The following is a 24,199-nucleotide window of genomic DNA, read 5'->3' as shown; positions in this document are numbered from 1 at the left end:
GTTTCTTGCTATCTTTCTGCCAGTAATATAGCGCACCGCCGTTCCTAAAACGTTACGAAGAGCGTTACGAACTCAGATTTTCAAGAGTTTGCCTGACTTCTGTAGAGTGGGCTCCAACTCTTCTGATACCTCGCTCTCAGATGGCACTGATCGCACTGGGGAGCAGAGCCAGAGTGAGATGTACGTGGGCTGCATCGTCTCCTCGATGACATCCAGCAAATGCGCGCTCAATTGTTCCAGGTTAATTTCCTCATGAAGTGTGGAGGTGAAGGATGAGAGCATTTTCGCCGCATCGTATTTCTTACGATAGAAGCGTTTGTCCACAAGCTGTTGCACACGATGACGCAGTGGTTGAAACAGGCTGGCAATGATCAGGGTGGAGATGACGAGCGTTATGGCGTCATTATGCCCAAGAACGCTCACAAGGAGATGTTGTCCAACGAAGACGAGGAGAAGATAGATACCCAACAGAATTGCAGTAAGTGAACCATAGACCAGTGTGCGATTGATCAGGACATCAATGTCCCACAGGCGATAGCGTAACAAAGCAATACCGATGCAGATCGGTACAGGGAGATAGTACCACCGATACAGCGGCGTGAGCGCAACGGCTAATAGCGAATCAGGACCATCAAGCGAGGGAAACCACACTAGAAGGAAATTGCCAAAGACAGTGATTAAAAATACAGGCGCATATCCATAGAAGAGCCATTTGATTTGCTGGCGTTGGGTTGGTGAGGCGACGCGCCAAAAGCGATAGACCTGTGTGCTTAGCGAGCCCCCGTAAACGACGAAGAGCCATAGGGATTGGAAAAGAGGATGCCAGTTGACAATATTGAGAGGTTCTATTGGAGCAATCCAGGCGAAGGCATTGATAATCCAGAGACCGATCAGAGCCCAGGACCAGCGTGGAACAAGGCGACCATCGGGAAATGTGAAGAAGAAAAACGCCAGACATGGATAGACGAGAAGACTCAGTAGTGTCGCCTCCCAGCTTACAATTTCTATGAGTAATGATCCATGCTCTGGTATCCAATCTGAATGCGCAAACGAGGTACCGAGAGAACCGAGGTTGATCAGAAAAAACGAAATAAAGATGCCCATCCATGTATTTGACTTGCGCCAGAAGATTAGACCGCCAAAGAGCAGAAATATCACTGTTGTGAGTGCATCCCAGATCAGAACATAGAGCGCATAGGTATGAATGGAAAAGCCCGCATGTTGGAGTGTGGCAACTCTCAGCGTATTGAGTTGATCGGATATGCATAGCATATGAGGGTCTGCACAAACCGTGTGCAGACCTTGATAGAAACCAGGAAAACTCATCACAAGTGTTGATAGGTCTGCCTGCACAAGCAGGATCCAGAGTATCTGCAGGACGCGGAGTCTACGACCGTAGAGGGAAATTTCCCCTCTATTTGCTTGTGCCGCCGGAGAATGCGATGACGATGCCATACCTGTTCCTCCCTTTCAACAGAGAATATGCTGCCTGGTAGTATAGAAATCTGACTAGCGTATAAACCATGCTGTCAGAGTATACCCTGATTCTGTCATGAAAACGTTACGGCAAAAGGATCACATTTTTTTAGAGTTTTATTCTGCAATTTAGGAAAAATTAGCACTCTATCACGGAAACGTTCTCACCGAGCGATATTCTCTTATGCGGCTGGACGGCTTCGTAACGTTTTTGGGACGCAATGTAGCTACAATACAGGTGCGGAATATCTTCAGAAGATTCTGTGCAGAGAGGAACATTCGCATGGTAACAAAAAGCTTTGAGGCCCATGTGCGGCATCAGCTACGTGCAGCCATTATCAATTTACAGGGTGAGATCAATGCATTTGCAGAAGATTTACTCAATACAGCTTTCGATGAAGCCGCTAGCTCGCAACCAGAGTTTATCCTGCTGAATTTTCGGCAGGTGAAGTATATGAATAGCACAGGTATCGCATTGATCGTCGAATTGCTTAAACGTGCACATCAGACTAAATGTTCATTACTTGCCTGCAGCCTCAGTGAACATTACGAGGAAATTTTCCGCATCAGTCGTCTAACTGATTATATACCTGTGTTCCCTGATGAGGAGAGTGCCCTGCGCAGTAATCATCCAACAGCGTAAAATCGCTTCGTTGAAAATGTGTATTTTACTGCGTTTAGATATTGTATCTATCGTTAGATCAATATAATACCTGTTTTTACTGCTCGCCCTGTTGTGAGTATTGCTCAAGCTGCTCAGAGGAGGAAAAAATGCCACAGGCTAAAGTAGTCATGAATGTACGCCTGGTCAGCCCAACAACGAGTGTTATTGATATTCAGGGAGAGGTGACAGCCTTCGCAGAGCAGGTGATGATGCAAGCCTGCGCTGAAGCCTCAACTCCTACCACACGTACTATTATTTTGAATTTTAGTGAATTGGAGTATATGAATAGTGGTGGCATTGGCCTGGTGGTAACATTGTTGATCCGCGTAAATCGTCAGAAACAACGCTTGCTCTCGTATGGGTTGAATGAACATTACCGTCACATTTTTGCGCTAACACGTATCAGTGATGCTATCCGCATTTTCGATGAAGAGAGCCAGGCGCTGGCTGCGGCCCAAGAGGCAAGTTAAAGCATAAATTCAGAGGGCAATGCCAATACAGGTATGCCCTCTGGTTGCTGTCTGAAAGGGAAGAGATACTGAGGGAGGGTCGTTATGCCATCTTTACCAGAAACAAAAGCAGATACTACGCAAACCTCTCTCAAAAAGAGTAAGGTTCGTCCTCGCAAACGAACCTTACTCTTTTTGAGAACCCTCTGGCTGCTGGTCGTACTCTTTGAGCTGTATCTTCTTGTGAGCAATCTGCCAGCATTCGTTTCTGCTCTCTATACGGTGTGCAACGATCCAACAAGAGTGAATTGTAATCTCTTTCAACTCAATACGGTGCAATTAGCCGCTCTGGCCCATTACGGTCTTTCACTAGAAAGCTTTGCGCTCTATGCCATCATTTGCGATGCGATCATCACCCTTCTGCTTTTGGGTGTAGGGGGCCTGATTTTCTGGCGTAAATCAGACGAGTACATGGGACTCTTCGTCTCACTGCTTCTGATCACATTCGCTGCCACTGGTGTTTCCGAAGTGCATTTGATCAATGAGCCGCCTTTTCCCTTTGACATTCTAGGTCTTATTATCATCGTGCTCCAATGGCCTGCTCTAGGCTTCCTCTTCTATACTTTTCCCGATGGACGCTTTGTTCCACGCTGGTCATGGATGTTAGCCATGCTTTTTGTGATCCAGGTTGGCCTCTATCTGTTCCTTCCGTATCCATACAATGTAGAGAATTGGCATCCGTTGCTGGCTATCGTTGAAGCATTGATTGTCTACGGGAGCGCCGTTGGTACACTCATCTATCGCTATTTCGCCGTCGCTTCTTCCCTCCAGCGTCAACAGATCAAATGGCTCGCTTTTGGCTTTGCGATCTCGCTGGTCATACTACTTATTACCCAGCCATTGCTTCCCCTTATCTTTCCCGTTTTGAACCGTCCAGATTCCTGGTACCAGTTGACCGAACCAGCCGCTTTGATGTTGAGCTACCTGCCCATTCCTCTTGGCATTGGGATTGCCCTGTTACGCTATCGTCTCTGGGATATTGACGTTATCATCAACCGCGCGCTTGTATATGGTCTATTGACTGGTAGTCTGGCACTCATCTATGCGGGTCTGGTCATTGGTCCGCAAGCGCTTATCTACAGCCTTATTGGCCTGCCTGCTAACTCCAATATAGTGCTCGTTGTTTCTACTCTCGTCATCGCAGCCCTGTTTCAACCATTTCGGCGTGCTCTGCAGGCAGGCATTGATCGCCGTTTCTATCGCCGCAACTATGATGCCGCTCGCGTCGTCGCTGCTTTTAGTTCCACTCTACACAATGAAGTAGATCTCAACCAACTGAGCACACAGTTAGTCAACGTTGTTGAAACAACCATGCAGCCCACACATGTCTCACTCTGGCTCTTTACTGCTCAAGATGCACCGCAATCCCCTGGCTCTTCATGAGCTTAAGAGCAGGAGCATTCTGTTCTGCTGTTACATAAGGAGATTTCCATGAATGACCAGCTAAATGCCATCGCGCAGACGCCAGAAGAGCACCACCCGGCAAGGCGATTTGCCAGGCTTCTGACAGCAGGTTTTTTGCTCTACACTGCTCTTATCGTGCTTGGTCACATTATCGGTTTTCCACTTAGTTATACATATCTGCATACTGTATGCACTGCAAATTGTGAGTCTGTACCAATACTCACAACAGCGAATGTGATGGCTCTTACTCGTATGGGGCTGTCTGTCACATGGTATGCGAATTCCTATACTGTGATTCAGACAATCTATATTCTGGCCTGCGTTGGTGTCGCAGTGTTGATCGTCTTGAAGAAGCCAGGACAACTCGTTCCGCTGAGCGTTGGCTTTTTGCTGGTTGGGCTCTCTGCTTATGAAGGGGCGAATTATCCAGCACTCACAGCCACCTATCCTTTTCTAAGCATGCCCTCGTTCGTGTTCATTAACATGATTGGGCTCGGTGCTATTGGGAACTATGCATTCTTCGCCTTCCCCAATGGACAATTTGCCTCTCGCTGGACGCTCTGGCTCTTTCTTTTTTACGCGCTGGCAAGTGTTATTCCGCCAATCAATGATACACTTTCTACTGTGCTCGATATCTTGAATATCACGAGCTTTCCCATCATCATTTTGGTCCTAATCTATCGCTCTCGTACGATGCTCAATGCCAGGGAGCACAACGCAACGAAATGGATCATCTATAGTTTAAGTATCTTCACTGTGCTCAGTCTGCTAACCTTTGGCGTGTTACCTGCTGTGGCTCCCCCAGACTCGCTCTGGTTTCTTCTCATCAATACACTTGGCTTTTTTGGCTGTGGCATCAATATTGTTGGTTTTTTCATGGCGATCTTTCATGCCAATGCGTTTGACATTGATATCTTGATCAACCGCACACTGGTCTACCTTTTGTTGACGGTGGCGCTTGCTCTTATCTACTTTGGTAGCGTTATCGGACTGCAAGCTCTGGTCTACAGCCTTATCGGACAGACTTCGTCCATTACCATTGTTGTTTCAACGCTACTCATCGCAGTCCTATTTCAACCGTTTAGACGAGTCATTCAGGACATCATTGATAAACGCTTCTATCGTCGCAAGTATGACACCTCCAGAATACTTGCAAACTTTGGTGCCACATTGCGGGATGAGGTTGAATTGGAACAACTCAGTCAGCAACTCGTAGGAGTCGTGCGGGAGACCATGCAACCTACACAGGTTACACTCTGGCTATGCGTTCCGCAGGAAAATAGACCAGAAGGTCACGGCCAAGACGCGTGAATTCCTGATTTCAAGCATGGTGTTGATTGATAAGGAAGGGTTACCATTCGACTAGCATCCAGATTTCGGGCTGCATTGCGCCGGCTTCGATATCGATTTCGCTATAGATACGGGCAGCAAGCTCAAGCTGGTTCATCGCCTCGGGAGATCTCTTCGCCTCATGGAAGAGATCGGCTAGATTGCTGTGAAGGGCGGCTTCACGATGACGGTCGCCCTGAGAGATACAAAGGACCAGGGCAGCTTCTGTCAGGGCGATAGCGCGCTCGATCTCACCACGGGCCTTGCAGGCCAGAGCGAGATTATTGAGAGCAGCCACGCGGATACTTGTATCTTGTACATGCTCTGCCAGTGCCAGACTACGTTCAAGATGAGCATACGCTGTTTCTAGAGCGCCCCGGCTATTGGCAAGAATACCGAGCAGATTATGGACCTGAGCCAATGCAGGGGACTCGTTCGCCGTTTCCGCCAGATCGTGTGCTCGCTGGGCGAGTTCAAGCGCGTGCTCAAGCTTCCCGCGATGATGCACTGAGAGACTCCAGTCGGCATAGATTCGGGCCTGCTTCTCAGCCAGCTCAGCCTGTCCAGATTGATCTAACAGGCGCAGAGCGGTCGCGTAGTGGTCTTCTGCTAGCTCCCATTTGCCACGACGCTCATACACTTTCCCCTGTTTATGCTCTAACATAGCGTGGCTATGCGGATCAGTACACAACGCCTGAGCTACCTGATAACTTCTCAATGCACTCTCGTATTCTCCAAGGAAGATGTGCAGATCGCCGATTGTTTCTTGTAAGTAAGCTGTATCAGGATATCCTAGAGCCAGTACCTGGCGGAAGTGAGCAAGTGCCTCGCTATGGGCATAGAGGGAACGTGCGTACTCACCGGCCTGTAGGAAATAGTTCGTCGCCTCTTTCCTGCCTGCGGCCAGATAATGATGGGCAATCTGTCCTATGAGCGCACCCATTTCACGCTGTCCACGCAGGCGCGCGACCAGCGCTTCAGCGATACGCCGGTGGAGCAGGCGACGCCGGGCGAGTGTCATTTCACTGTAAACGAGCGTACGCATCTTCTCATGACAGAAATCGTAGACGGGCAAAAGTTCATGCTCTAGACCATGGGAAGGAGGCAAGGAAATTCGACCCTGATCGTGTGTGCCGTTTCCCCGCATCTCTTGTACGAGTCCCTGGTTGATTAACTCCTCCAGACCGTTGACAGTCTCCTCTTCACTGCGCCCACTGGCTTCGCGCAATGTATCAAAATCGAAGGAGCGTCCAATCGTCGCAGCCGTACCGAGCAGTTGCCTGCTCGCCTCTCTCACAAGCGTCAGGCGTGAAATGAGCAGATCGCGTACGCCGCGAGGAAGATCCCAGTTATTGTCGCCTGGTTGTAATAGGCCGCCATGTATAGCGCTGAGATATTCTGTTAAGAAGAGTGGAACGCCTTCTGTTTCCCGATACAGGCGCTGCGTCAGATTGTGGGAACTATCATCATCAATGGAAGATGCCTGCTGGACCAGGTGTTGAACCGCTGATTGATCCAGGCGTGAAAGGGTAAAGAGGGTTGCCTGATGGTGGTGCTGGATTTCGGCGAGAAGGCGCTGGAGACGTTGCAATGAGTCGCGTTGTACGTTGCGCCAGGTAAGAAGCAGGCAGACTGGTTTCCCCTCAATTCTTCTCACCAGGTAGCTTAAAAACTCCAGCGAGGCTTCATCTGCCCAGTGCATATCATCGAAGAAGAGGATGCTTGGCTTACTCGTAACCAGCGCAAACAAGGTCTGAAGTAACCCTTCAAAGAAGCGGCTCTGCGCACCTGTGGTATCCAGCAGGGGTGGGGACACTACACCAGCATCTAGATCCGCCAATTCCGGTAAGAGGCGCGTCGCTTCGCGCAGCCAGTGCGAGGGAAGTTGTTCTCGCCAATCATCGTTCTGCTGTTTTATGCCTGTTCGCAGGCCCGCTGCAATTGGGACATAGGCCAGATCCATTTCACCTTCATAACAACGAACGGCTATAACATTTGCACCTCTTGCTCTGGCATAGACGAGAAATTCTTCCGCCAGACGCGTTTTCCCAATGCCAGCCTCACCATCAAAGGCCACAACATACCCTGCTGGTATCTTTTTTTTGTAGATATGGATTAGCATGTCCCATTCGCTCTTGCGCCCTACCAGGGGATAGTGACCAGAGGGGAAGATTGGAGTAGTCTGCACAAGAGGAGGTTGCTCTAGCAGCGAAACTGGTGCTGTGCTCCTGATTGTCAAGGATGCTTCAGTGGGAGCTGTATCCTGCTTCTGAGTGGGTGGAGGGAGTCCACGATTTGTTCTAATTGATTCGTAGAGGAGTGTGGTTGCTTCCAGAGGAGCTACTCCCAGTTCTTCATTGAGAATCCTTACACATTCTTGATACTGGTGAATGGAGGCTGCACGCCGCCCAGCCCAGGCATAGAGCTGGATGAGATAGCGATGAGCGGGCTCATGAAGAGGGTCGAGTGAGAGCAAATGCCGAGCGGAAAGAATGGCCGTCTCAAACTCTCCTCGAGCGCCGTAGCCTTGAGCAAGCCGCTCAAGCACACTTGTCAGTTCGCGACGAAAGCTATCGGCTTGATAAAATTGCCAGTCGTCAAAGCTAGCGCTATCTTGTAAGGCAAAACCAGCCATGAAATCACCAGTGTAGAGCGCGGCAGCTCTGTTGAGTGGCTCCAGGCAAGCGTCGCATACAGAAGAGGCTGATTGGTGTTGGTGGTTGCGGCACTCTTCCAGATGAGCTTTGAATTCATCAACGTCCAACCAGAAATCACGATGTTGGTTCAGGCTGATTGTCTCACGATCAATCTGCAGCCATTCGCCTGCTAGAGCCTTATTGAGTGTGGAGAGGGTACGACGCAGGGTTGCACGCGCATGCGTTTGATCATAATCCGGCCATAGCAGAGCGGCCAGCGCATCTCGACTATGACGTTGACGAGTCACTGCCAGATAGGCGAGCAGGGCGATAGCCTTGCGCGTATCAGTTGTCACCGGGCGACCATCACGCTCTATATGTGGCGGCCCAAATACATATAATGCCAGACGTGACATTGCAACCTCCGCTTCATCAATAATTATATGCTATTGTAGAGATATGCACAATAAACAAGCAATATGTGATAAGGGGAGTCTTCCTCCCTGGAGGTTGCTTAGGCGCTTCTGAAGTGCGCGCCTACGGTTATTGTTCGCCAAGATACGCCTGCGTGTGCCTTGCCGCATGGGCTGCTTGGATGAGCACTGATGTGGCCCAGTGATTTTCTAGGACATGTATCCCGAATGCGTGTTCTCCATAGGACAAACAGCCCGCAAGAATCAGGCCGTTGTCCCATGACAAGGCAATAGCCTCTCCAGTACCATTGAATTAGCAATTTGAAAAGTTGCACTTGTGAATGTAGCGCCAGCTCTTTCCCCTGGCGCGTCACTCGCAGGTATGTTTTGCCGCGTGCCTGCAACCAATGGAAAGCAGGAAAAACCTGCAAGGAGGCTATCACTCATGTTATCAACTTCTTTAAAGCGTTTGAGCGGGCTGAGCCTGCTCGCTGGCAGTGTTATCGTGATCGTTGGCATTGTGCCTGGCTTTTTTGTAGACTCGGGCCCGGCTGATATGCTCAGCGTTGTCACTGCTCTGATCCGTCTTTTTGGCGCGATGCTGGTAGTGCTGGGCTTGCCTGGTGTCTCTCTTGGAGGCAACCAGAGAATTGGGATTATGGGCCTGATCGGATCTGTTTGCACGTCGCTCTTTTTCCTCATGGCCCTGGCCACGGAGCCCATCTTTGCCTTTGTCTTTCCCTACCTGGCTGTCAAAGATCCGTCACTCGTGAGTGGCCCACCTCCTGCCCCATTGTTCATCTTCTTTATGATTGACGGCCTGATGTTGCTCATAGGAGGCGTCCTGCTGGGCATCTCCATTCTGCGCTCCTCTACCCCACCTCGCTGGCCTGGCCTGGCGCTCATCATCGGTGCTCTGGTCAGTTTCGCCGGTGGCTTCTTCCAGGGCCCCATCGGTGATCTGGGCACTGTGATCGTCTTGATCGGACTGGTTTGGCTGGCCATCGGTCTGTGGCCGAAGCAAGCTGATACCTCAATCAATGCTGCCGTTTTACCAGCGAGCATAAGAGGATAATATGACTCAACCGTCATCGAGCCAGGTTCTGCCTTCCCGGCAACCTGGCACCGCTATATCACATTTACAGGGCAGGCTGCTCCTGGTTGCCAGAATCCTCTGGCTGTTCCTGGTTGTTGCGTCGCTGAGCACTTTTATCGCGAGCATCCCAGATGCTTTCGCCTCTGCCCATATCATCTGCCCTTCCGCCGTTGAATGTAGCAGCAGCGGTCTCACGCTGAATCAGGCACGCCAGCTTGCACATCTGGGCCTCTCTCTCGATTTTTATGGCGCTCTGGGTGTCGGACTCTCGATTTTCCTTGAGGTGGTCTATGTTACAGTTGGCGTGATAATCTTCTGGCTCAAAGCCGACGACTGGATGGCGCTCTTAGGTTCCTTGACGCTAGTGACCTTTGGTTCGGTTTTTCGTGGCTTCAACCCAGATCCCTCGGCCTCACTGTTTCTCTATATTCTGGCCCTTGTGATGGCATTCTTCGGCAATTGTTGCGTCGGCCTCTTTTTCTATCTGTTTCCAAGTGGAGCATTTGCTCCGCGTTGGGTACGCTGGCTCGCGCTGGTCTGGGTAGTCTACTGGGCTATCAAAACTCTGATTCTGGGTACGGTTCTCGCCGACTCTGGCCTGGATTTAATCTTCTTTCTTGGCCTGCTGCTGAGCGTAGTAGCTACGCAAATCTATCGTTACAGACGCGTTTCAACATACGAGCAGCGCCGGCAAACGAAATGGGTGGTCTTTGGCCTCTCCCTGGCTCTGCTGGGCTTTCTCTCGTTAATAATCGTGGCATCGGTGATCCAACTGCCAATCATTCCTGATCTGATTGGTGGGAGCCTGCTCTACCTCTTTCTCTCGCTTATCCCACTCTCCATCGGCGTTGCCATCCTGCGTTCGCGCCTGTGGGATATCGATGTTATTATCAATCGCGCGCTGGTCTACGGTATTCTGACCGTCTCTCTAGCGCTGATTTATGGAGGCAGCATACTTGCTTTGCAGGCTATCTTGCAAATCTTTCTCAGTGGGAACCAGTTTGCCATTGTCGGCTCTACCCTGTTGATCGCGCTTCTCTTTCAGCCACTACGCCGTCGTATCCAGACGCTGATTGATCGCCGCTTCTATCGCCGCAAGTTCAATGCGACCAGGACGCTGGAGACGTTCAGCGCTACCCTGCAAAGCGAGGTCGATCTCAACCAGCTAAGCGAGCATATGGTGGCCATAATTGAGGAGACTATGCAGCCTGAAAGTATCTCTCTCTGGGTCTGTAAAATCGGCTCGAAAAGAACATCGGGCACGAATATGTAGTTCTGGCACTATACACACAGCCCTTCTTTGGGTAGAATAAAGAGCAAACAATCGCCGCGTTGAATTGATTGCCAGCAAAGGCGGGTAAAACATGAATCTGGATCAGGCTCATACGCAATCAGGCGCGCCTCAATGCGTGCAGAGTCAGGCAGAGGCGCGCCTGCGAGGAGGCTGGCTGATCCTAGCCAGGATGCTCTGGCTGGTTGTGCTCACACTGTCTGTCGGTCTCTTCATCTCCAGCATCCCTTTCATCTTCGCCGATGCCCACGTCGTCTGTTCCGCCGCCGATTGTAGCAACAATAGCAGCCTTACTGCGATCCAGGCGCACGAACTGCAAGACCTGGGCCTCTCCCTCGATTTTTATGCGTATCTGGGTGTCGCGTGGTCGATCTTTCTTGAATGTATCTATATTACTGTCGGTGTTGTAATCTTCTGGCGCCGGTCCAACGATTGGATGGCACTCTTAGGCTCCTTATCTCTGGTGACCTTTGGTGCGATCTTCCGCGGCTTCAACCCCGAGCCATCGCTTTCGCTAGTTCTCTACATTCTCTCGCTCGTGATGGCATTCTTCGGCAATTGCTGTATTGGCCTCTTTTTCTACCTGTTCCCCTCGGGACATTTCGCACCGCGCTGGGTGTTTTGGATCGCGCTGGCCTGGGTGCTGTACTGGGCCGTCAAAAATCTGATAATGGGTATGATCACCACGAATTCTGGCCCTGACTTTGTGATCTTTCTTGGCCTACTCCTGAGCATGGTTGCTACCCAGGTGTATCGTTATCGACGTGTCTCCACCTTTGAACAGCGCCGACAAACGAAGTGGGTGGTCTTTGGCCTCTCCCTGGCTCTGCTGGGCTTTCTCTCGTTAATGACTGTGGCATCGGTGATCCAACTGCCGATCATTCCTGATCTGATTGGTGGGAGCCTGCTCTACCTCTTTCTCTCGCTTATCCCACTCTCCATCGGCGTTGCCATCCTGCGTTCGCGCCTGTGGGACATCGATATCATCATCAAACGCGCGCTGATCTATGGCGCACTCACTGCCTGTGTGGTTGCTCTTTATGTCCTGGTCGTTGTCGGGCTTGGCGCATTGCTGCAAGCCAGCGGCAACCTGCTTATCTCGCTGCTGGCGACCGGCTTGATCGCGGTCCTCTTTCAACCGCTGCGCGAACGTCTCCAGCAGGTCGTCAATCGCCTGCTGTATGGAGAACGCGACGATCCATACAAAGTTATTTCGCGCCTGGGAAGCCGCCTGGAAGCAGCGCTGGCTCCCGAAACAGTTCTGCCAACCATTGTGGAAACAGTTGCCCAGGCGCTCAAGTTGCCCTATGTCGCGATTGCCTTAAAAGAAGGAAGCGAACTCTTGACCACGGCATCCTATGGCGAACTGAGAGAGAAGCCTCTTTCTCTCTCTCTTACCTACCAAAGTGAGCAGATTGGCGAACTTATTCTTTCGCCTCGTGGACCAGCCGAACCCTTCTCAGCCACTGATCGCCAGTTGTTGAATGACCTGGTGCGCCAGGCGGGTATCGCTGCGCACGCCATTCGCCTTACCACCAACCTTCAGTTATTGACCAGCGATTTACAGCAATCTCGCACGCAACTTGTGATGGCTCGTGAAGAGGAACGACGTCGCCTACGCCGCGATCTTCACGATGGACTTGGTCCTGCTCTTGCCACGATCACGCTCCAGGCCGAAGCGGCCCGCGATGCTATTGCAACAGAACCTGATCAGGCCGTATTCCTGCTGGAAAGTCTGGTCAAACAGGCCCAGACGGCTATTAGCGATATCCGTCGCCTGGTCTATGATTTGCGCCCGCCGGCTCTCGACGACCTCGGCCTGATCGCCGCTGTGCGCGCTCAGATCATGCACTACGAGCATACCGGCCTGCATGTCACGCTCGACGCACCTTCACACCAGCCGGAGCTTTCAGCCGCAGTCGAGGTCGCAGCCTATCGGATTATTCAGGAAGCGCTCACCAACGTCATGCGTCATGCGGGCCCTTGCTCATGCCTGATCCAGCTAGACTATGACGACGCGCTCAACCTGACGATCAGTGACGATGGGCTCGGCCTCCCCGCCGCACCCTCACTGGGCATAGGTATTCGCTCTATGCGCGAGCGAGCTGCTGAACTGGGTGGCTTCTGTAGTGTAGAGAAGATGCCATTGGGTGGAACCCGTGTAATCGTGGCTCTGCCACTTGGAACAAAACAGCAGGAGTAATTAAATTATGGAGCCAATCCGCATACTGATTGCCGATGATCATGCGCCCTTTCGCGAAGGTTTGCGCGCGCTCTTGCGCTCGGAAGGCGATATCGAGACCGTTGGTGAGGCCGCTACAGGTAGAGAGGCTATGGCAAGGGTTGCAGATCTGCAGCCTGACGTTATTTTGATGGATCTGCATATGCCTGATGGTAGCGGCATCGAGGCAACACACTCCATTCTTGCTTCCAGCCCGCATATCAGCATCCTCGTACTGACTATGTTTGAAGACGATGATTCCGTTTTTGCTGCTCTGCAGGCTGGCGCGCGTGGCTACCTTCTCAAAGGCGCGCTCAAGGCCGAAATCCTGCGCGCCATTCGCGGAGTGAGCCAGGGAGAGGCCATCTTCGGGCCTACGATCGCTAAACGCCTGATGTCCTACTTCGCCATGCTCAAACCTTCCACACCCCTATCCGCGCCCCCTGCTCAGGCTTTTCCTGAACTGACCGAGCGCGAACAAGAGATCCTCGCCTTGATTGCTCAGCACCTTACCAACAGCGAGATTACCGAGCGCCTCGTGCTCAGCCCCAAAACCGTGCGCAATCACGTCTCGAATATCTTCAGCAAACTTCAGGTTGCCACGCGCGCCCAGGCTATTATCCGCGCCCGAGAAGCTGGTTGGGGAACATAGGCAAGAGAGACTCCCCAAAATCACTTTTAACGACATCCTATAGGGTAGATGAATAAGGGGACATTGATCGTGGGTCTGAAATGCGCACAACTGACCAGGCATTATCACTTTTATTCGATCTTTGCAGGTGAGCAGGAATGCCGTGCCCTTGCAGGCACACAAGAAGTTGTAACGATTTTGGGACGCAGAGATGGTAATATGAAAGGCAGAAAAGATGAGTAGAAAAAGACCGAAATGATGAGGTTAGAGTGAAACAGATCACACCCCAGAACATGGTCACGTCCAGGTCCGCGCGAGAGCGCTTACTTCTCTGGTTTTTTGTGGCGCTTTTCTTCGTCAATGTCGTCTTTTTGCTTGTGGGTTTTGCCAGCCTGCCGTTGTACTATGAGCGCGTGACAGCCCTAACCATTGAACCATACGTCATCGGTACCCAGGTTTTTATAAGCAATGCCTTTGTACAGAGTGGGGCAGCCACGCGCGGGCTGACGCTCTCCCAGTATGCCATTGAGCAAATTATCTTTGATATACTCTTTACGCTGCCGATCCTGGTTGTCGCGACCGTGATTGTATGGCGGGCGCGCAAGAACTGGTTTGCCTGGTATAGCGCCTTCGTTGTAATTTTCATCGGGGAGTACTTGTTTAACAATCCGATCTATGCCGCGAGGCTGATTCCTCTTGCGTTTTACGACGCCAATGCGGTGTGTTGGCCGCTGCTCTTGCTCTATTTCTTTTTCTTTCCCAATGGCAAACCAACTCCACGTCGCGCGTTGTGGCTGGTTGTGCCATTGTCCTTGATTCACCTGACATTGGAAGTAGTGAGTGTGTTGGCGACATACGCTCTGATACCGCCAGCGATATTGAATGATGAGTTTCTCCAATCCCTATTTACCTATCCGATCGGCCTGGAAGTATTCCTGATTCTCTTGAGCCAGGTGTATCGTTATTGGCGCGTCTCTTCACCGCTCGAAAAACAGCAGACCAAGTGGTTTTTGTTGGGATTGGCGATTTTTGCCTTCTCGTTTTTCTTGCCTGAAGACGGTTTCGCGTTTAACGAAGAACTCGGATTCTTCTTGTTCGCATTTCTCCCCCTGGGTATTGGGGTGGCTATTCTCCGCTATCGCCTGTGGGACATTGACATCCTGATCCGCCGCACCCTGGTTTATAGCATCCTTACAGCCATTCTGGCGCTCATCTACGTTGGCCTCATCCTGGCATTGCAGTCCCTTGCATATGTTCTGGCCGGCCAGGAGCAGGACCATCCGGTGTTCATTATTGGCTCGACCCTGGCCATCGCTGCTCTCTTCCACCCTTTACGCCGACGCGTTCAGTGGGCGATCGATCGGCGCTTCTACCGGCGTAGGTATGACGCGAGCAAAATGGTTGACGGGTTCGGCACCATGTTGCGTCAGGAAGTGGAGCTGGACCAGTTGAGTGAGCATCTGTTGACGGTTGTTCAGGAAACGATGCAGCCTGCGCACACCTCGCTATGGGTGCTCCCACTTTCACAAGAGACCAAAAAGCAGGTTGTAGAAGTTGGTCGCCCCTTGTGAGTGGCGTGGATAAGGATGATTAAAGGGGTGAGAGAGTTGTAGGCTGACTACTCCGCGATATTCACTCGATAAAGTTTTGAAGAACCGTAACGGTTTTAGGACACTTTCCATGCTAGAATTGGATGAGTGCGGTTTTAAAACGAAAACTAGTACGACAAGAGATGTGCCGCTACCGACGAAAGAAAAAAGAAGGACTAACCAGATATGGATCAGACTTCCCAGAATCAATCGAAAGGCAGGGCATTGCATGCTGCTTTCTCAGCTTACCCAAACAAGCCGATGAAATCAGAGATGCGTTTGAGAAGGCTGATATTCTGGCTGGTCCAGGCACTCTGCAGCCTTCTTGTCGTCTGTGATCTGTTCTATCTTGTAAACAATCTTGTGGCAGCTTTTGCATTCTATCATACGGCTTGTGCTGATCCAACCAGAGGTAGTTGTGCTCAGGTGGTTCAACTCTCAGTGACGCAATTCCCAGCCTTAGCACACTATGGCTGGTTGCCGGAAGGCTATGCCCTCTATGCCCTGATATGCGATCTGATCCAGATCGTGTTTTACCTGGGGCTGGCAACGCTCATCTTCTGGCGCACAAAACAGAGGCGCATACGTCTGTTCACCTCTCTCTGGCTCATTACCTTTGCCTGCGTGAGCATTGAGCATGTTCCTCTTCCTGGCCTGCTCGGCTTGCTGGGAGATCTGCTCCAGCCTCTGGCATGGATTGGACTGATGACGCTCTTTGCCATTTTTCCTGATGGCCGTTTTGTACCACGGTGGGCCTGGCTATTGCCTGTGCTATTCGTGGTTCTGGTTTGCTTGTCGTTTGCACCACTCTTCACCTGGTTCGGTGTTGCTGCATATGGGATTTTTCTTATCACTGTGGGAATGCAGGTGTATCGCTACCGAGCCGCTGCATCGGCGATAGAGCGCCAGCAGATCAAGTGGTTCGCTTCCGGCTTTGCTGCCTTTGTCATTGGACTGATTCTGCAGAATCTGCTCCCTTTAGTTATCCCTATCCTGAACGAACCGGACTCCTGGTATCACCTCGCCAATCCTGTTATCTGGACGGGCATTTTTGTGCTGATCCCAATAGGGATCGGAATAGCCCTGCTGCGCTACCGACTGTGGGATATCGATGTCATCATCAATCGCAGCCTGGTCTATGGTCTGCTCACACTCCTGCTGGGGCTGATCTACATTGGGTTGATCATTGGTGGGCAAGCGGTTGTTGATGTGTGGCTCAAAGCAAATGAAGCTCCAGTGATTGTCATCTCTACTCTCCTTGTGGCAACGCTCTTTCACCCCTTGCGCCAGCGTATCCAACAAATAATTGACCAGCGCTTCTATCGTCAAAAATACGATGCTGCACGCGCCTTAGAGGGGTTTCGTGCCACAGTCCAGCAGGAGGTTGAGTTGGAGCCTCTGTGTGGGCATATTCTTCAGGTTGTGCAAGAAACAGTGCAACCAGAACAGCTCTCGCTTTGGCTGATTGAGGATCGGCACCAGTCATCGTCTTCTGGTGCAGTCCCCCAACCAAACACAAGTAGGAAGTAGGATCATTCGGCTAGATTTGTAAATGCGCCGCAGGCGTAAATATCGGTAAAAGGTGCTCTTGTCTGAAAGAACCGTCCAGTTCTTGACACTTCCTATGTGCAGATTGATGGCAAGCTGATAACTGGTCTGAATCCAGCATCTTCGGGCCCCGCTGCGGAAGCATTATTACAGTTACTTCGACCTGGCAAATCCAAAGCGACGGTTACAACCGGGGCATCTCCTTTTAAGAGTCAATCGAGATCATCAAGATGATAACTGAGCCCAAGACGTCAAAGTTGCTCGATGATTGGCTTGTCAGCTTGATTGCATCATGTGGCGCAATCGATGGTAAATGAACTGCTGTCCACGATAGTTCCTGGCACAACCTGAATAAGGCCGTGCCAGGAACTACTAGCAATAAAAAGATGCGACTTGGTTGAACAGGGGGTGATGAGTGACAAACCACGCACCATGCTCTGGCTTATGGTTCAGCGCCTGCCGGATGGTGGTAATTGCCCTGATCAGATGATCCAGCCTGATAAGTGCCTTGCCCGCTACTCCTAGTATCTTGAATTTCGGCATGAAAGCTGTACAATATAAAGTAGATTCAATTATATCTATTTTGAAATTCCTACCTCCTATTATTTAGTACCTTACTGGTCCCTCTACAACCGGAGTACTCCAATGCAAACGACGGAAAGCCTTGTCGGCAAGACTCTTGCTGGCTATTTACTTACCGCCCAGCTTTCATTTCATTCACACAGCCATACCTATCTGGGAGAGACTTCAAACGATGCTCACCAAAAGCAGACCGTGGTTCTCAAGCATTTCCACGCTCACTCGCTTTCCTTGCCAGATAGTCAGCGACAATTTCTTCGTGAAGCTCAATTGTTTCAGGAATTGAAGCATTCCTATATCTTACCTATCGTTGCCTATGGGATCGAAGAAGAAACCTCTACCCCTTATATCATTAACGACTTCGCTCCTTTTCGTTCCCTGCATAACCGTATCTTGCGCCAGTGGCCTCAGCCCTTCTCGCTCGATGAAGCCTTAACGATTGCTACACGTATTGGCGAGGCGCTCGCCTACGCTCACGAGCACAATACCGTGCACGGCAATCTTACTCCACAGAGCATTCTTTTCAATGCCAATAACGAGGCACTGCTCGCCGACTTCTATTTCATTTCTTTGCCTACAAACACATCTTCAGAACCTTCCCTTAAACCTTTGCCTTCGCAACCACATGGTGAATATAGCGAGCAAAGCGATCTCTATGCTTTGGTCAGCATCTTTGTGAGTATCCTGAGTAGTGGGCAGACCTCCTCGACACCCTCTCGCAATTCGCGCCCTATGAATTCGCCTGGCAACTGGCTCCCACAGGCTCGCGTCACGCTTCCGGCATCAGTGCCGTCGCAGATCCAGGCTGCGGTGAACAGAGTGCTTGATCCCGAATCTCAGCAGGGTTTTGAGCGTGTCCAGGATTTCCTGACCGCGATCCAGACACCTGCTACGATGGAGAAGCCATCAGAAACGAAGATTTCTCATTCAACGAATGCCACCAAAGCAACTGCCATCCCACCAGTGGCGCCTCCCAGTGCCTTCACCAGTGTCAGCCAGGAGGCGCAGAAGAGCAAGGACATACACCTGAACAAGGAAACGCAGCGACCGACGCCCTCGACACGCATCACATCCACCCTCGCGCCGCGTTCCTCCTCAGCATCTCAGGATCAACCATCGCGCCCCATGACTATACCTCAGCCGACCGTTCGCAAGCCGATCGATAATAGGCAGATAACGCGTATGACCACGCCCCAACCGTCAATACCGGCGACGAAGCCATTCGACAATGCAACTTCAACTCGTGAACCATTATTTGTTGACAGCAAGGCTGACAAGTTCTTTGTTAAGGAGACAGTAGAGGTTAAAGAGACAGTAGAGCCATTATCGCCAAGCGAGCAAACAGATATCTCCATACTCACGCCACACACAGAGCCAAAGGCTCCCCTTGCAGTTTCAAAAAGGCGTAGAGGCTTCCTCATCCTATCAATTACTGTCATCATTCTCGTCTGCATTTGTGCGACAACGCTCGTTTATGCTTTCCAGCGACCTAACTCATCTACACATTTTCCGGTGCAACTTATTGCGACCACTACTCAGCAGCAACAGACAGAAGCCAATACCACACCAGGAGTTCACCCTACATCAAAAGCAACACATACATCTGGCGATCCAGGGTCGTCTGGTCCTAAGAATACCCCCCAGGCTCAAGGCACTCCCAAACCCGGACAAACGTCCTCAACCCAACCTCGTAACACCCCTAGCACAGGGAGTCCCGCCACCAATCCAACGTCGGTCTCGACACCGCCACCACCATCGGATTTCTATTCATTTGAGGGTGCCCCTCAGGGCTGGTCGTGCGATAACTGCCCCCTACAGGCCAGTTCTCAGTATGCATACGCGGGCCTATACGCACTTCAGGCAAATATCAATGCTCAATCATACACCTCTGTCAGAGCCACATTCTCTCAGGGGCAAACAATTACCGCCTATATCTATGTACCAGCAGGTTCTCCCTCGGTCTCAGCTAGTATCGCGATTGGCAACACAATTACCAGTAATTGGGCTAATGGACCGGTGGTTAGCCTCGCGGCAGGGGAGTGGAACGCCATAAGTTATACCTTATCGAAAAACATCCCAGGGATACTCAATGTAGGCATTACTATGTATGCATCTGGCAGCACCAGCATCTATATCGATGCCGTCTACTGGGAATAGAGCGTCTGCTTTGTCAGTATCAAGAAATGGCATATTTGTCACCCTTTCTTGATACTGTCGCCTCAAGAAAGGAGACACGTGTGGCTCTCCCCGCTTCAAATCGCGCAAAAAAGACGATAATGCTATGCCTCTCTCATCTCTGACTGGTTCAATGAGGAGAGGGCAAGCGGTTCGACGTGAATCTCCCAATTCCGCCGCTCCAAATTTCCGGGTGTCCCAGGTGTCGGTGTGCCGCAAAGGTTCTTGTTGCATGAGGCACGCGCTCCCGGGCATTTTGTGAAGAAAGAAAACGATGTAGTAGCGAACATGCATCGTTTTCTTTTCCCCGAAAAAAGAGACAAGCGACAGGGGATGTGGATTTTGCAAGTTTGTATTCAACGGGGAAGCCCTGGACCGAGAACAATGAAATAGATGAACAGAGCAACAAGACCACAACATATCCAGAACCAGTTGCGTATGGGCGTAACTGGCATTTTTGGGACAGTAGCAGGTGGTTTTCGTGCAACTGAGTTGATTGCCATGAGAAAAGCCGTTCCTCCGAAACTTGCCGCGGCCCCTGAGATAAGGATCAGCATTGGGCTCACCGGATTAAAGATAGCTGAGAGTGTCAGCGCTGCGCTACCCGCTATGTAGGGGGTGAAGGTCAACGTGATACGACGCTTCCTCCGACTATCAGGCCCATTTGTCGCATATCCGGCGAATGGTTCCAGGTTGCGGGCACCCAGGAATAGCCCAAGCAGGGAGATAAGAATACCTAGGAGAGTCAGCGCCGTCTTCCATAACAGAGGCGATGGTAATCCATCGACAAAACTATTCCAGTCTCCAAAACCTGCAAAAGTGAGAACCATAAGATAGCCACCGGGGATAATCAAACTGATCGTGGAGAGAAGCCAGAGGAAGTAGCGAAGGTGCGCGTCGCGTGTACGTATGAGAGACAATATGCCGAGCGCGAGGAACGCGACTATTACTTGAGCACTGCAGCCAGCAGCATCGACAACTTGCCGTTTCCAGTCAGGCACGCCGACAAAACTTACCTCGAGGTCAACCGATGAAACATGTTGTGGATGGAGCCCCAGAAGGATAGCTGCCAGTCCATGTCCCAATGCTTCATGGGTAATGGATGCAAGCAAATAGGCGACGATGCCAATTGCAGCAATAGTAAGCAGATCAAGACGAGCAATTGCTGCTTGCTTGACTGCTCTCTTTTCCTCTGACAGAGACGTCTCCATTGCCAAAATTCTCCTTTGCTGAATGATGGTGCTGCATATACAGGAAGTTGTAGATGTCAGTATATATTCAGTCTGGGCGGAAATCATCCACCAAAAGGAGGGGCAAGAGGGGGAAGCCACTTGCGTTGGTAGCCTGGGGGAGCGTCTGAGTGTAGCTCTTTTCCCTCTCGTTTGAGAACAAGCTGTTCCTAGTTATCGCTTCCATGCGACTGCAAGCATAATGACAGATAACCAACAATTCTCATGTTGAGCTCATCGCTACGTTATGCGAACGGAGGCTATCACTCGCTTGCTTAAAGGCTCATGAGAGGCACCTCTGTTTATGTAAAGCAAGCACATGAAGATCTATCTGGTCCCAACGGAGATCATTCCAGGACACTGAGATGATGTTATACCTTGTTGATCTGGATCTTGAGCATCAAGGAGAGTGTCTGCTCAAGAATCGTATCAGAGGAACATTGAGTACTTCAGTTTCTACTTGCCTTTCTTCGTCCCAGGGGATGTTACCTAACGAGTGATTTTGTACCTAAACAGAAAAAATCTGCACTCGATGTTAGAGAATACATGATGGGTAATCGCTCTTCGCGCAAGCGGCTTTCAAAATGCATGGAAATAGTTCCTTTCTTCTGATTTTCTTTGCTTCTACTATATTTGGAGTAAAATTAAAGAAAATCAGCATATGCAGTGATATGAGCAAATTCGCCTATTTTGACCGGTTTTTGTCCTGGCAGAATTTCCCTTTTCCCTGTAAGCTTCTGAAAAAGCAGACAATGATCTCAAGGAGGTATAAAACAGTATATGAGCATCATCAGATCTGCAAACCAGAAGATAACATAAAGAATCTTAGGCCATTTCTTCTTAAAGGGATTTGGCTCACCATCTGCGCCTTTTTTTCTGGATCAGCGCTCGTTCTCTAAATGAAAAGGTCATAAAGATGCTCCGTCAAATCTCCGCGAAGCGCTCAAACGCAACAACTGCTTCCTGGCTGCGGTGCATGAGATATGCAGGTTTTGCCAACCATCATTGGGATGAATGATGGGCGAGGGAAATCTGGCTTTCGCAGCCTGCCGATCAAGCCGCCTAGAGTGGCGCGGGTGAGGACAATGTGGGGCACTTCTCAGGCAGATTCTTCCGCTCAGGATATTTCATCTGGTATCGAAATTTACTTCGAGACGAAAGGCTGTTGACAGACATGACTCATTTGGTTGGCAGGTTCCTTGGCAAGCAACTTGGCAATTATACGCTGACGAAACGACTAGGTGCCGGAGGCTTTGCTGAGGTTTATCTGGGCCTTCACAAACACCTTGAAATGCAGGCCGCAATCAAGGTGCTCCAGGCACAGCTGAGTAAGGCCGATCAAGAGGGATTTCTCGCCGAGGCCCGCACTGTTGCCAGGCTGCGGCATCCTCACATCGTCCGTATTCTGGAGTTTGGCATCGAAGACGATACTGCATATCTGGTCTTGAATTATGCCGCTCATGGCACTCTGCGCCACTATTTTGAGCGCGGCGTTCCTCACTCTCCTGAGGCCATCCTTCCTCCCCTCAAGCAGATCGCCTCAGCGCTACAATACGCGCACGATCACGGACTGATCCATCGCGATATCAAGCCGGAGAATATGCTGTTGGATGAGCAGGATGAGGTCTTTCTGAGCGACTTTGGCATTGCCACACAGGTGCGCAATTCTCGCTCGCAGACGGTAGAAGAGATTACCGGCACGATCCCCTATATGGCGCCGGAGCAGTTGCGGGGCAAGCCGCGACCAGCTAGCGACCAATATGCTCTGGCTATCGTGGTCTACGAATGGCTGACCGGAACGCGCCCATTCCAGGGTGAAAGTTATCTCGCCATCGCTACCCAGCATCTCACAACACCTCCCAGATCTCTGCGCGAGTGTGTACCAGAGATCTCCTTGGCAGTTGAGCAGGTTATACTCACCGCGCTCGCTAAGGATTATCACCGGCGTTACGCCCGTGTACAGGATTTTGCGGAAGCGCTGGAGCAGGCACACCTCAGCGGGCGTTATCTCAGCCCTCAGGATTTTACTCCTGGGCCAGTCATGTCGGAGTCCACGCCTCCATATGCTCTTGTGGCACCATATCAGATAGCACAACAACTTCCCATACCACCACTGGGCACGGGATCAACGCTAGCGGTCGCCCCGACGCCGGATAGCCTCGCGCCAACGCGAACCGCTCCCCCCGCTTATGGTACACTTCCTCCCCAGTTCTCACCCATTACAGAGACACCCGCATCCACCCAAGGAGCATCTTACTCGCGACGGGCCTTGATCGGGAGCGGATTGATTACTGCCATGCTGGTTGGCAGTGGACTTACCTGGTGGGGCTCTACCCATTTTGCGTTTGGCACACATCCTGATACAACGAACAAAAGCCAGTATCCCTCGACCAATGACACGACCATCACGAGCCGCTTTCTCAATCAGGCCAGGCTGCTTCACACCTATAAGCACACGAGTAAACTTACCAGTGTGGCCTGGTCGAAGGACAGTACCTATGTGGCCTCCGTCGAAGGCGATACGCTCCTGCATGTCTGGAATGCCACCACAGGTGAGGATCTCTGGAGCATCAGCAACCTATCGATGCCGCAGATTCTCCAGATTGCCTGGTCACCAGACGGTAAAGCTCTCGCCGTTCTTGAAAATGAGGGTTCCACAACCAATGACTATCCTCTACAAATGGTCGAGATATTTGACACAACTTCTCACCAGCGACGCGCATACTTTACGCTCCCTGGTCAGCACATTGCCTGGTCGCCTGACAGCAAATTCCTGGCTGTCTCGGGAAGGAATACGAGCGGCCTGGGGAGCACGCTTCTTTGTATCTGGGATGGGAATACCAATCATGACCCCCTCTATACACTCTCTGTTCCCGATGCGGTGGAGGCTATTGCCTGGTCGCCGGATAGCAAGCAACTAGCTCTCGGCCTGACCAATCCTAATGGAGCTTTTAGCTGGACGATCATCTGGACGTTAGGAAGCAAACCTGATCCTGATCCCTACAAACACAAATTTGACCTGAGAAACACGCTTGGCGATACTGCCACGCTTTCCTGGTCTTCCACTCACAATACCTGGATTGCTTCAGCGGGCAGTACCTCTGTTGAGATCTGGGATGCCGGTTCGCTTGGCAAAAGCTATAACCAGAATTATAACCAGTATGCCACCCCCGTTGCCTGGTCTCCAGATGGTCGCTATCTTGCCTCCGCGACCACTGCTGACCAGACCATTCGTGTCTGGAACGGTCAGGATCTGGGCTTAGCCTCAACCTGTGCCGGGCACGAGGATACTATCACCGCTCTTGCCTGGTCGCCAGATGGCAGATATCTCGCCAGTACAGCCGGGGGCTTGCAACAGGATCAGACAGTACGCGTCTGGCAAGTTGGGAATTAATTATAAGGATAAAGC

15 protein-coding genes are annotated in these 24,199 nt (G+C 51.0%); 12 read left to right on the top strand and 3 right to left on the bottom strand.

Going from position 1 to position 24,199, the window contains the following annotated elements:
* Window positions 1-72: 72 nt before the first annotated feature.
* On the bottom strand, window positions 73-1,455 hold the full coding sequence (locus K3T82_RS35420; RefSeq protein WP_220198190.1) for a hypothetical protein: 1,383 nt from the start codon (window positions 1,453-1,455) through the stop codon (window positions 73-75).
* 304 nt (window positions 1,456-1,759) lie between these two features.
* Here K3T82_RS35420 and K3T82_RS35415 point away from each other — a divergent pair, with 304 nt between their 5' ends.
* From K3T82_RS35415 to K3T82_RS35400, 4 genes are all read left to right on the top strand, one after another.
* Window positions 1,760-2,119 carry an STAS domain-containing protein gene (locus K3T82_RS35415; protein WP_220198189.1) on the top strand — a complete coding sequence of 120 codons (360 nt, stop codon included), beginning with the start codon at window positions 1,760-1,762 and terminating at the stop codon, window positions 2,117-2,119.
* Window positions 2,120-2,247: 128 nt separating this feature from the next.
* Complete coding sequence (locus tag K3T82_RS35410) at window positions 2,248-2,610, top strand: STAS domain-containing protein (RefSeq protein WP_220198188.1); 363 nt, start codon at window positions 2,248-2,250, stop codon at window positions 2,608-2,610.
* Window positions 2,611-2,694: 84 nt separating this feature from the next.
* Entirely contained in the window at window positions 2,695-4,032 is a 1,338-nt protein-coding gene (locus K3T82_RS35405) for a hypothetical protein (RefSeq protein ID WP_220198187.1), read from the top strand.
* Between the two features lie 48 nt (window positions 4,033-4,080).
* Window positions 4,081-5,364, top strand: a complete 1,284-nt coding sequence (locus K3T82_RS35400) for a hypothetical protein (RefSeq protein WP_220198186.1) — start codon at window positions 4,081-4,083, stop codon at window positions 5,362-5,364.
* Between the two features lie 40 nt (window positions 5,365-5,404).
* Here K3T82_RS35400 and K3T82_RS35395 read toward each other — a convergent pair whose 3' ends face one another.
* Entirely contained in the window at window positions 5,405-8,434 is a 3,030-nt protein-coding gene (locus tag K3T82_RS35395; RefSeq protein WP_220198185.1) for an ATP-binding protein, read from the bottom strand.
* Window positions 8,435-8,876: 442 nt separating this feature from the next.
* On the opposite strand from K3T82_RS35395, the gene K3T82_RS35390 reads away from it, so the two are divergent.
* The 7 genes from K3T82_RS35390 (at window position 8,877) to K3T82_RS35360 (ending at window position 19,543) form a co-directional block, all read left to right on the top strand.
* A complete protein-coding gene (locus tag K3T82_RS35390; RefSeq protein WP_220198184.1) occupies window positions 8,877-9,506 on the top strand; it encodes a hypothetical protein in 630 nt (209 codons plus the stop codon).
* Between the two features lies 1 nt (window position 9,507).
* Window positions 9,508-10,800, top strand: a complete 1,293-nt coding sequence (locus K3T82_RS35385; protein ID WP_220198183.1) for a hypothetical protein — start codon at window positions 9,508-9,510, stop codon at window positions 10,798-10,800.
* A 91-nt stretch (window positions 10,801-10,891) separates the two neighbouring features.
* Complete coding sequence (locus K3T82_RS35380) at window positions 10,892-13,021, top strand: sensor histidine kinase (RefSeq protein WP_220198182.1); 2,130 nt, start codon at window positions 10,892-10,894, stop codon at window positions 13,019-13,021.
* A 7-nt stretch (window positions 13,022-13,028) separates the two neighbouring features.
* A complete protein-coding gene (locus tag K3T82_RS35375) occupies window positions 13,029-13,691 on the top strand; it encodes a response regulator transcription factor (RefSeq protein WP_220198181.1) in 663 nt (220 codons plus the stop codon).
* 248 nt (window positions 13,692-13,939) lie between these two features.
* The gene (locus tag K3T82_RS35370) at window positions 13,940-15,241 is read left to right on the top strand and encodes a hypothetical protein (RefSeq protein ID WP_220198180.1); all 1,302 of its coding nucleotides are present in this window, start codon (window positions 13,940-13,942) and stop codon (window positions 15,239-15,241) included.
* A 204-nt stretch (window positions 15,242-15,445) separates the two neighbouring features.
* Window positions 15,446-16,789: a hypothetical protein gene (locus tag K3T82_RS35365; protein WP_220198179.1), complete on the top strand. Its 1,344-nt coding sequence runs from the start codon at window positions 15,446-15,448 to the stop codon at window positions 16,787-16,789.
* Between the two features lie 663 nt (window positions 16,790-17,452).
* Window positions 17,453-19,543 carry a serine/threonine protein kinase gene (locus K3T82_RS35360; protein ID WP_220198178.1) on the top strand — a complete coding sequence of 697 codons (2,091 nt, stop codon included), beginning with the start codon at window positions 17,453-17,455 and terminating at the stop codon, window positions 19,541-19,543.
* A 374-nt stretch (window positions 19,544-19,917) separates the two neighbouring features.
* Here the strand turns inward: K3T82_RS35360 and K3T82_RS35355 are convergent, their stop codons facing one another.
* Window positions 19,918-20,772, bottom strand: coding sequence for a hypothetical protein (locus K3T82_RS35355; RefSeq protein ID WP_220198177.1), 855 nt, complete (start codon window positions 20,770-20,772; stop codon window positions 19,918-19,920).
* 1,192 nt (window positions 20,773-21,964) lie between these two features.
* On the opposite strand from K3T82_RS35355, the gene K3T82_RS35350 reads away from it, so the two are divergent.
* Window positions 21,965-24,184 carry a serine/threonine-protein kinase gene (locus K3T82_RS35350; RefSeq protein WP_220198176.1) on the top strand — a complete coding sequence of 740 codons (2,220 nt, stop codon included), beginning with the start codon at window positions 21,965-21,967 and terminating at the stop codon, window positions 24,182-24,184.
* Window positions 24,185-24,199: the final 15 nt, after the last annotated feature.

Origin of the sequence: Ktedonospora formicarum (assembly GCF_016587355.1) — a bacterium.
In the GTDB taxonomy this organism is placed as follows: domain Bacteria; phylum Chloroflexota; class Ktedonobacteria; order Ktedonobacterales; family Ktedonobacteraceae; genus Ktedonobacter; species Ktedonobacter formicarum.
Note: the sequence above shows the minus strand (reverse complement) of the source record. Positions and strands in the feature narration are given on the sequence as shown.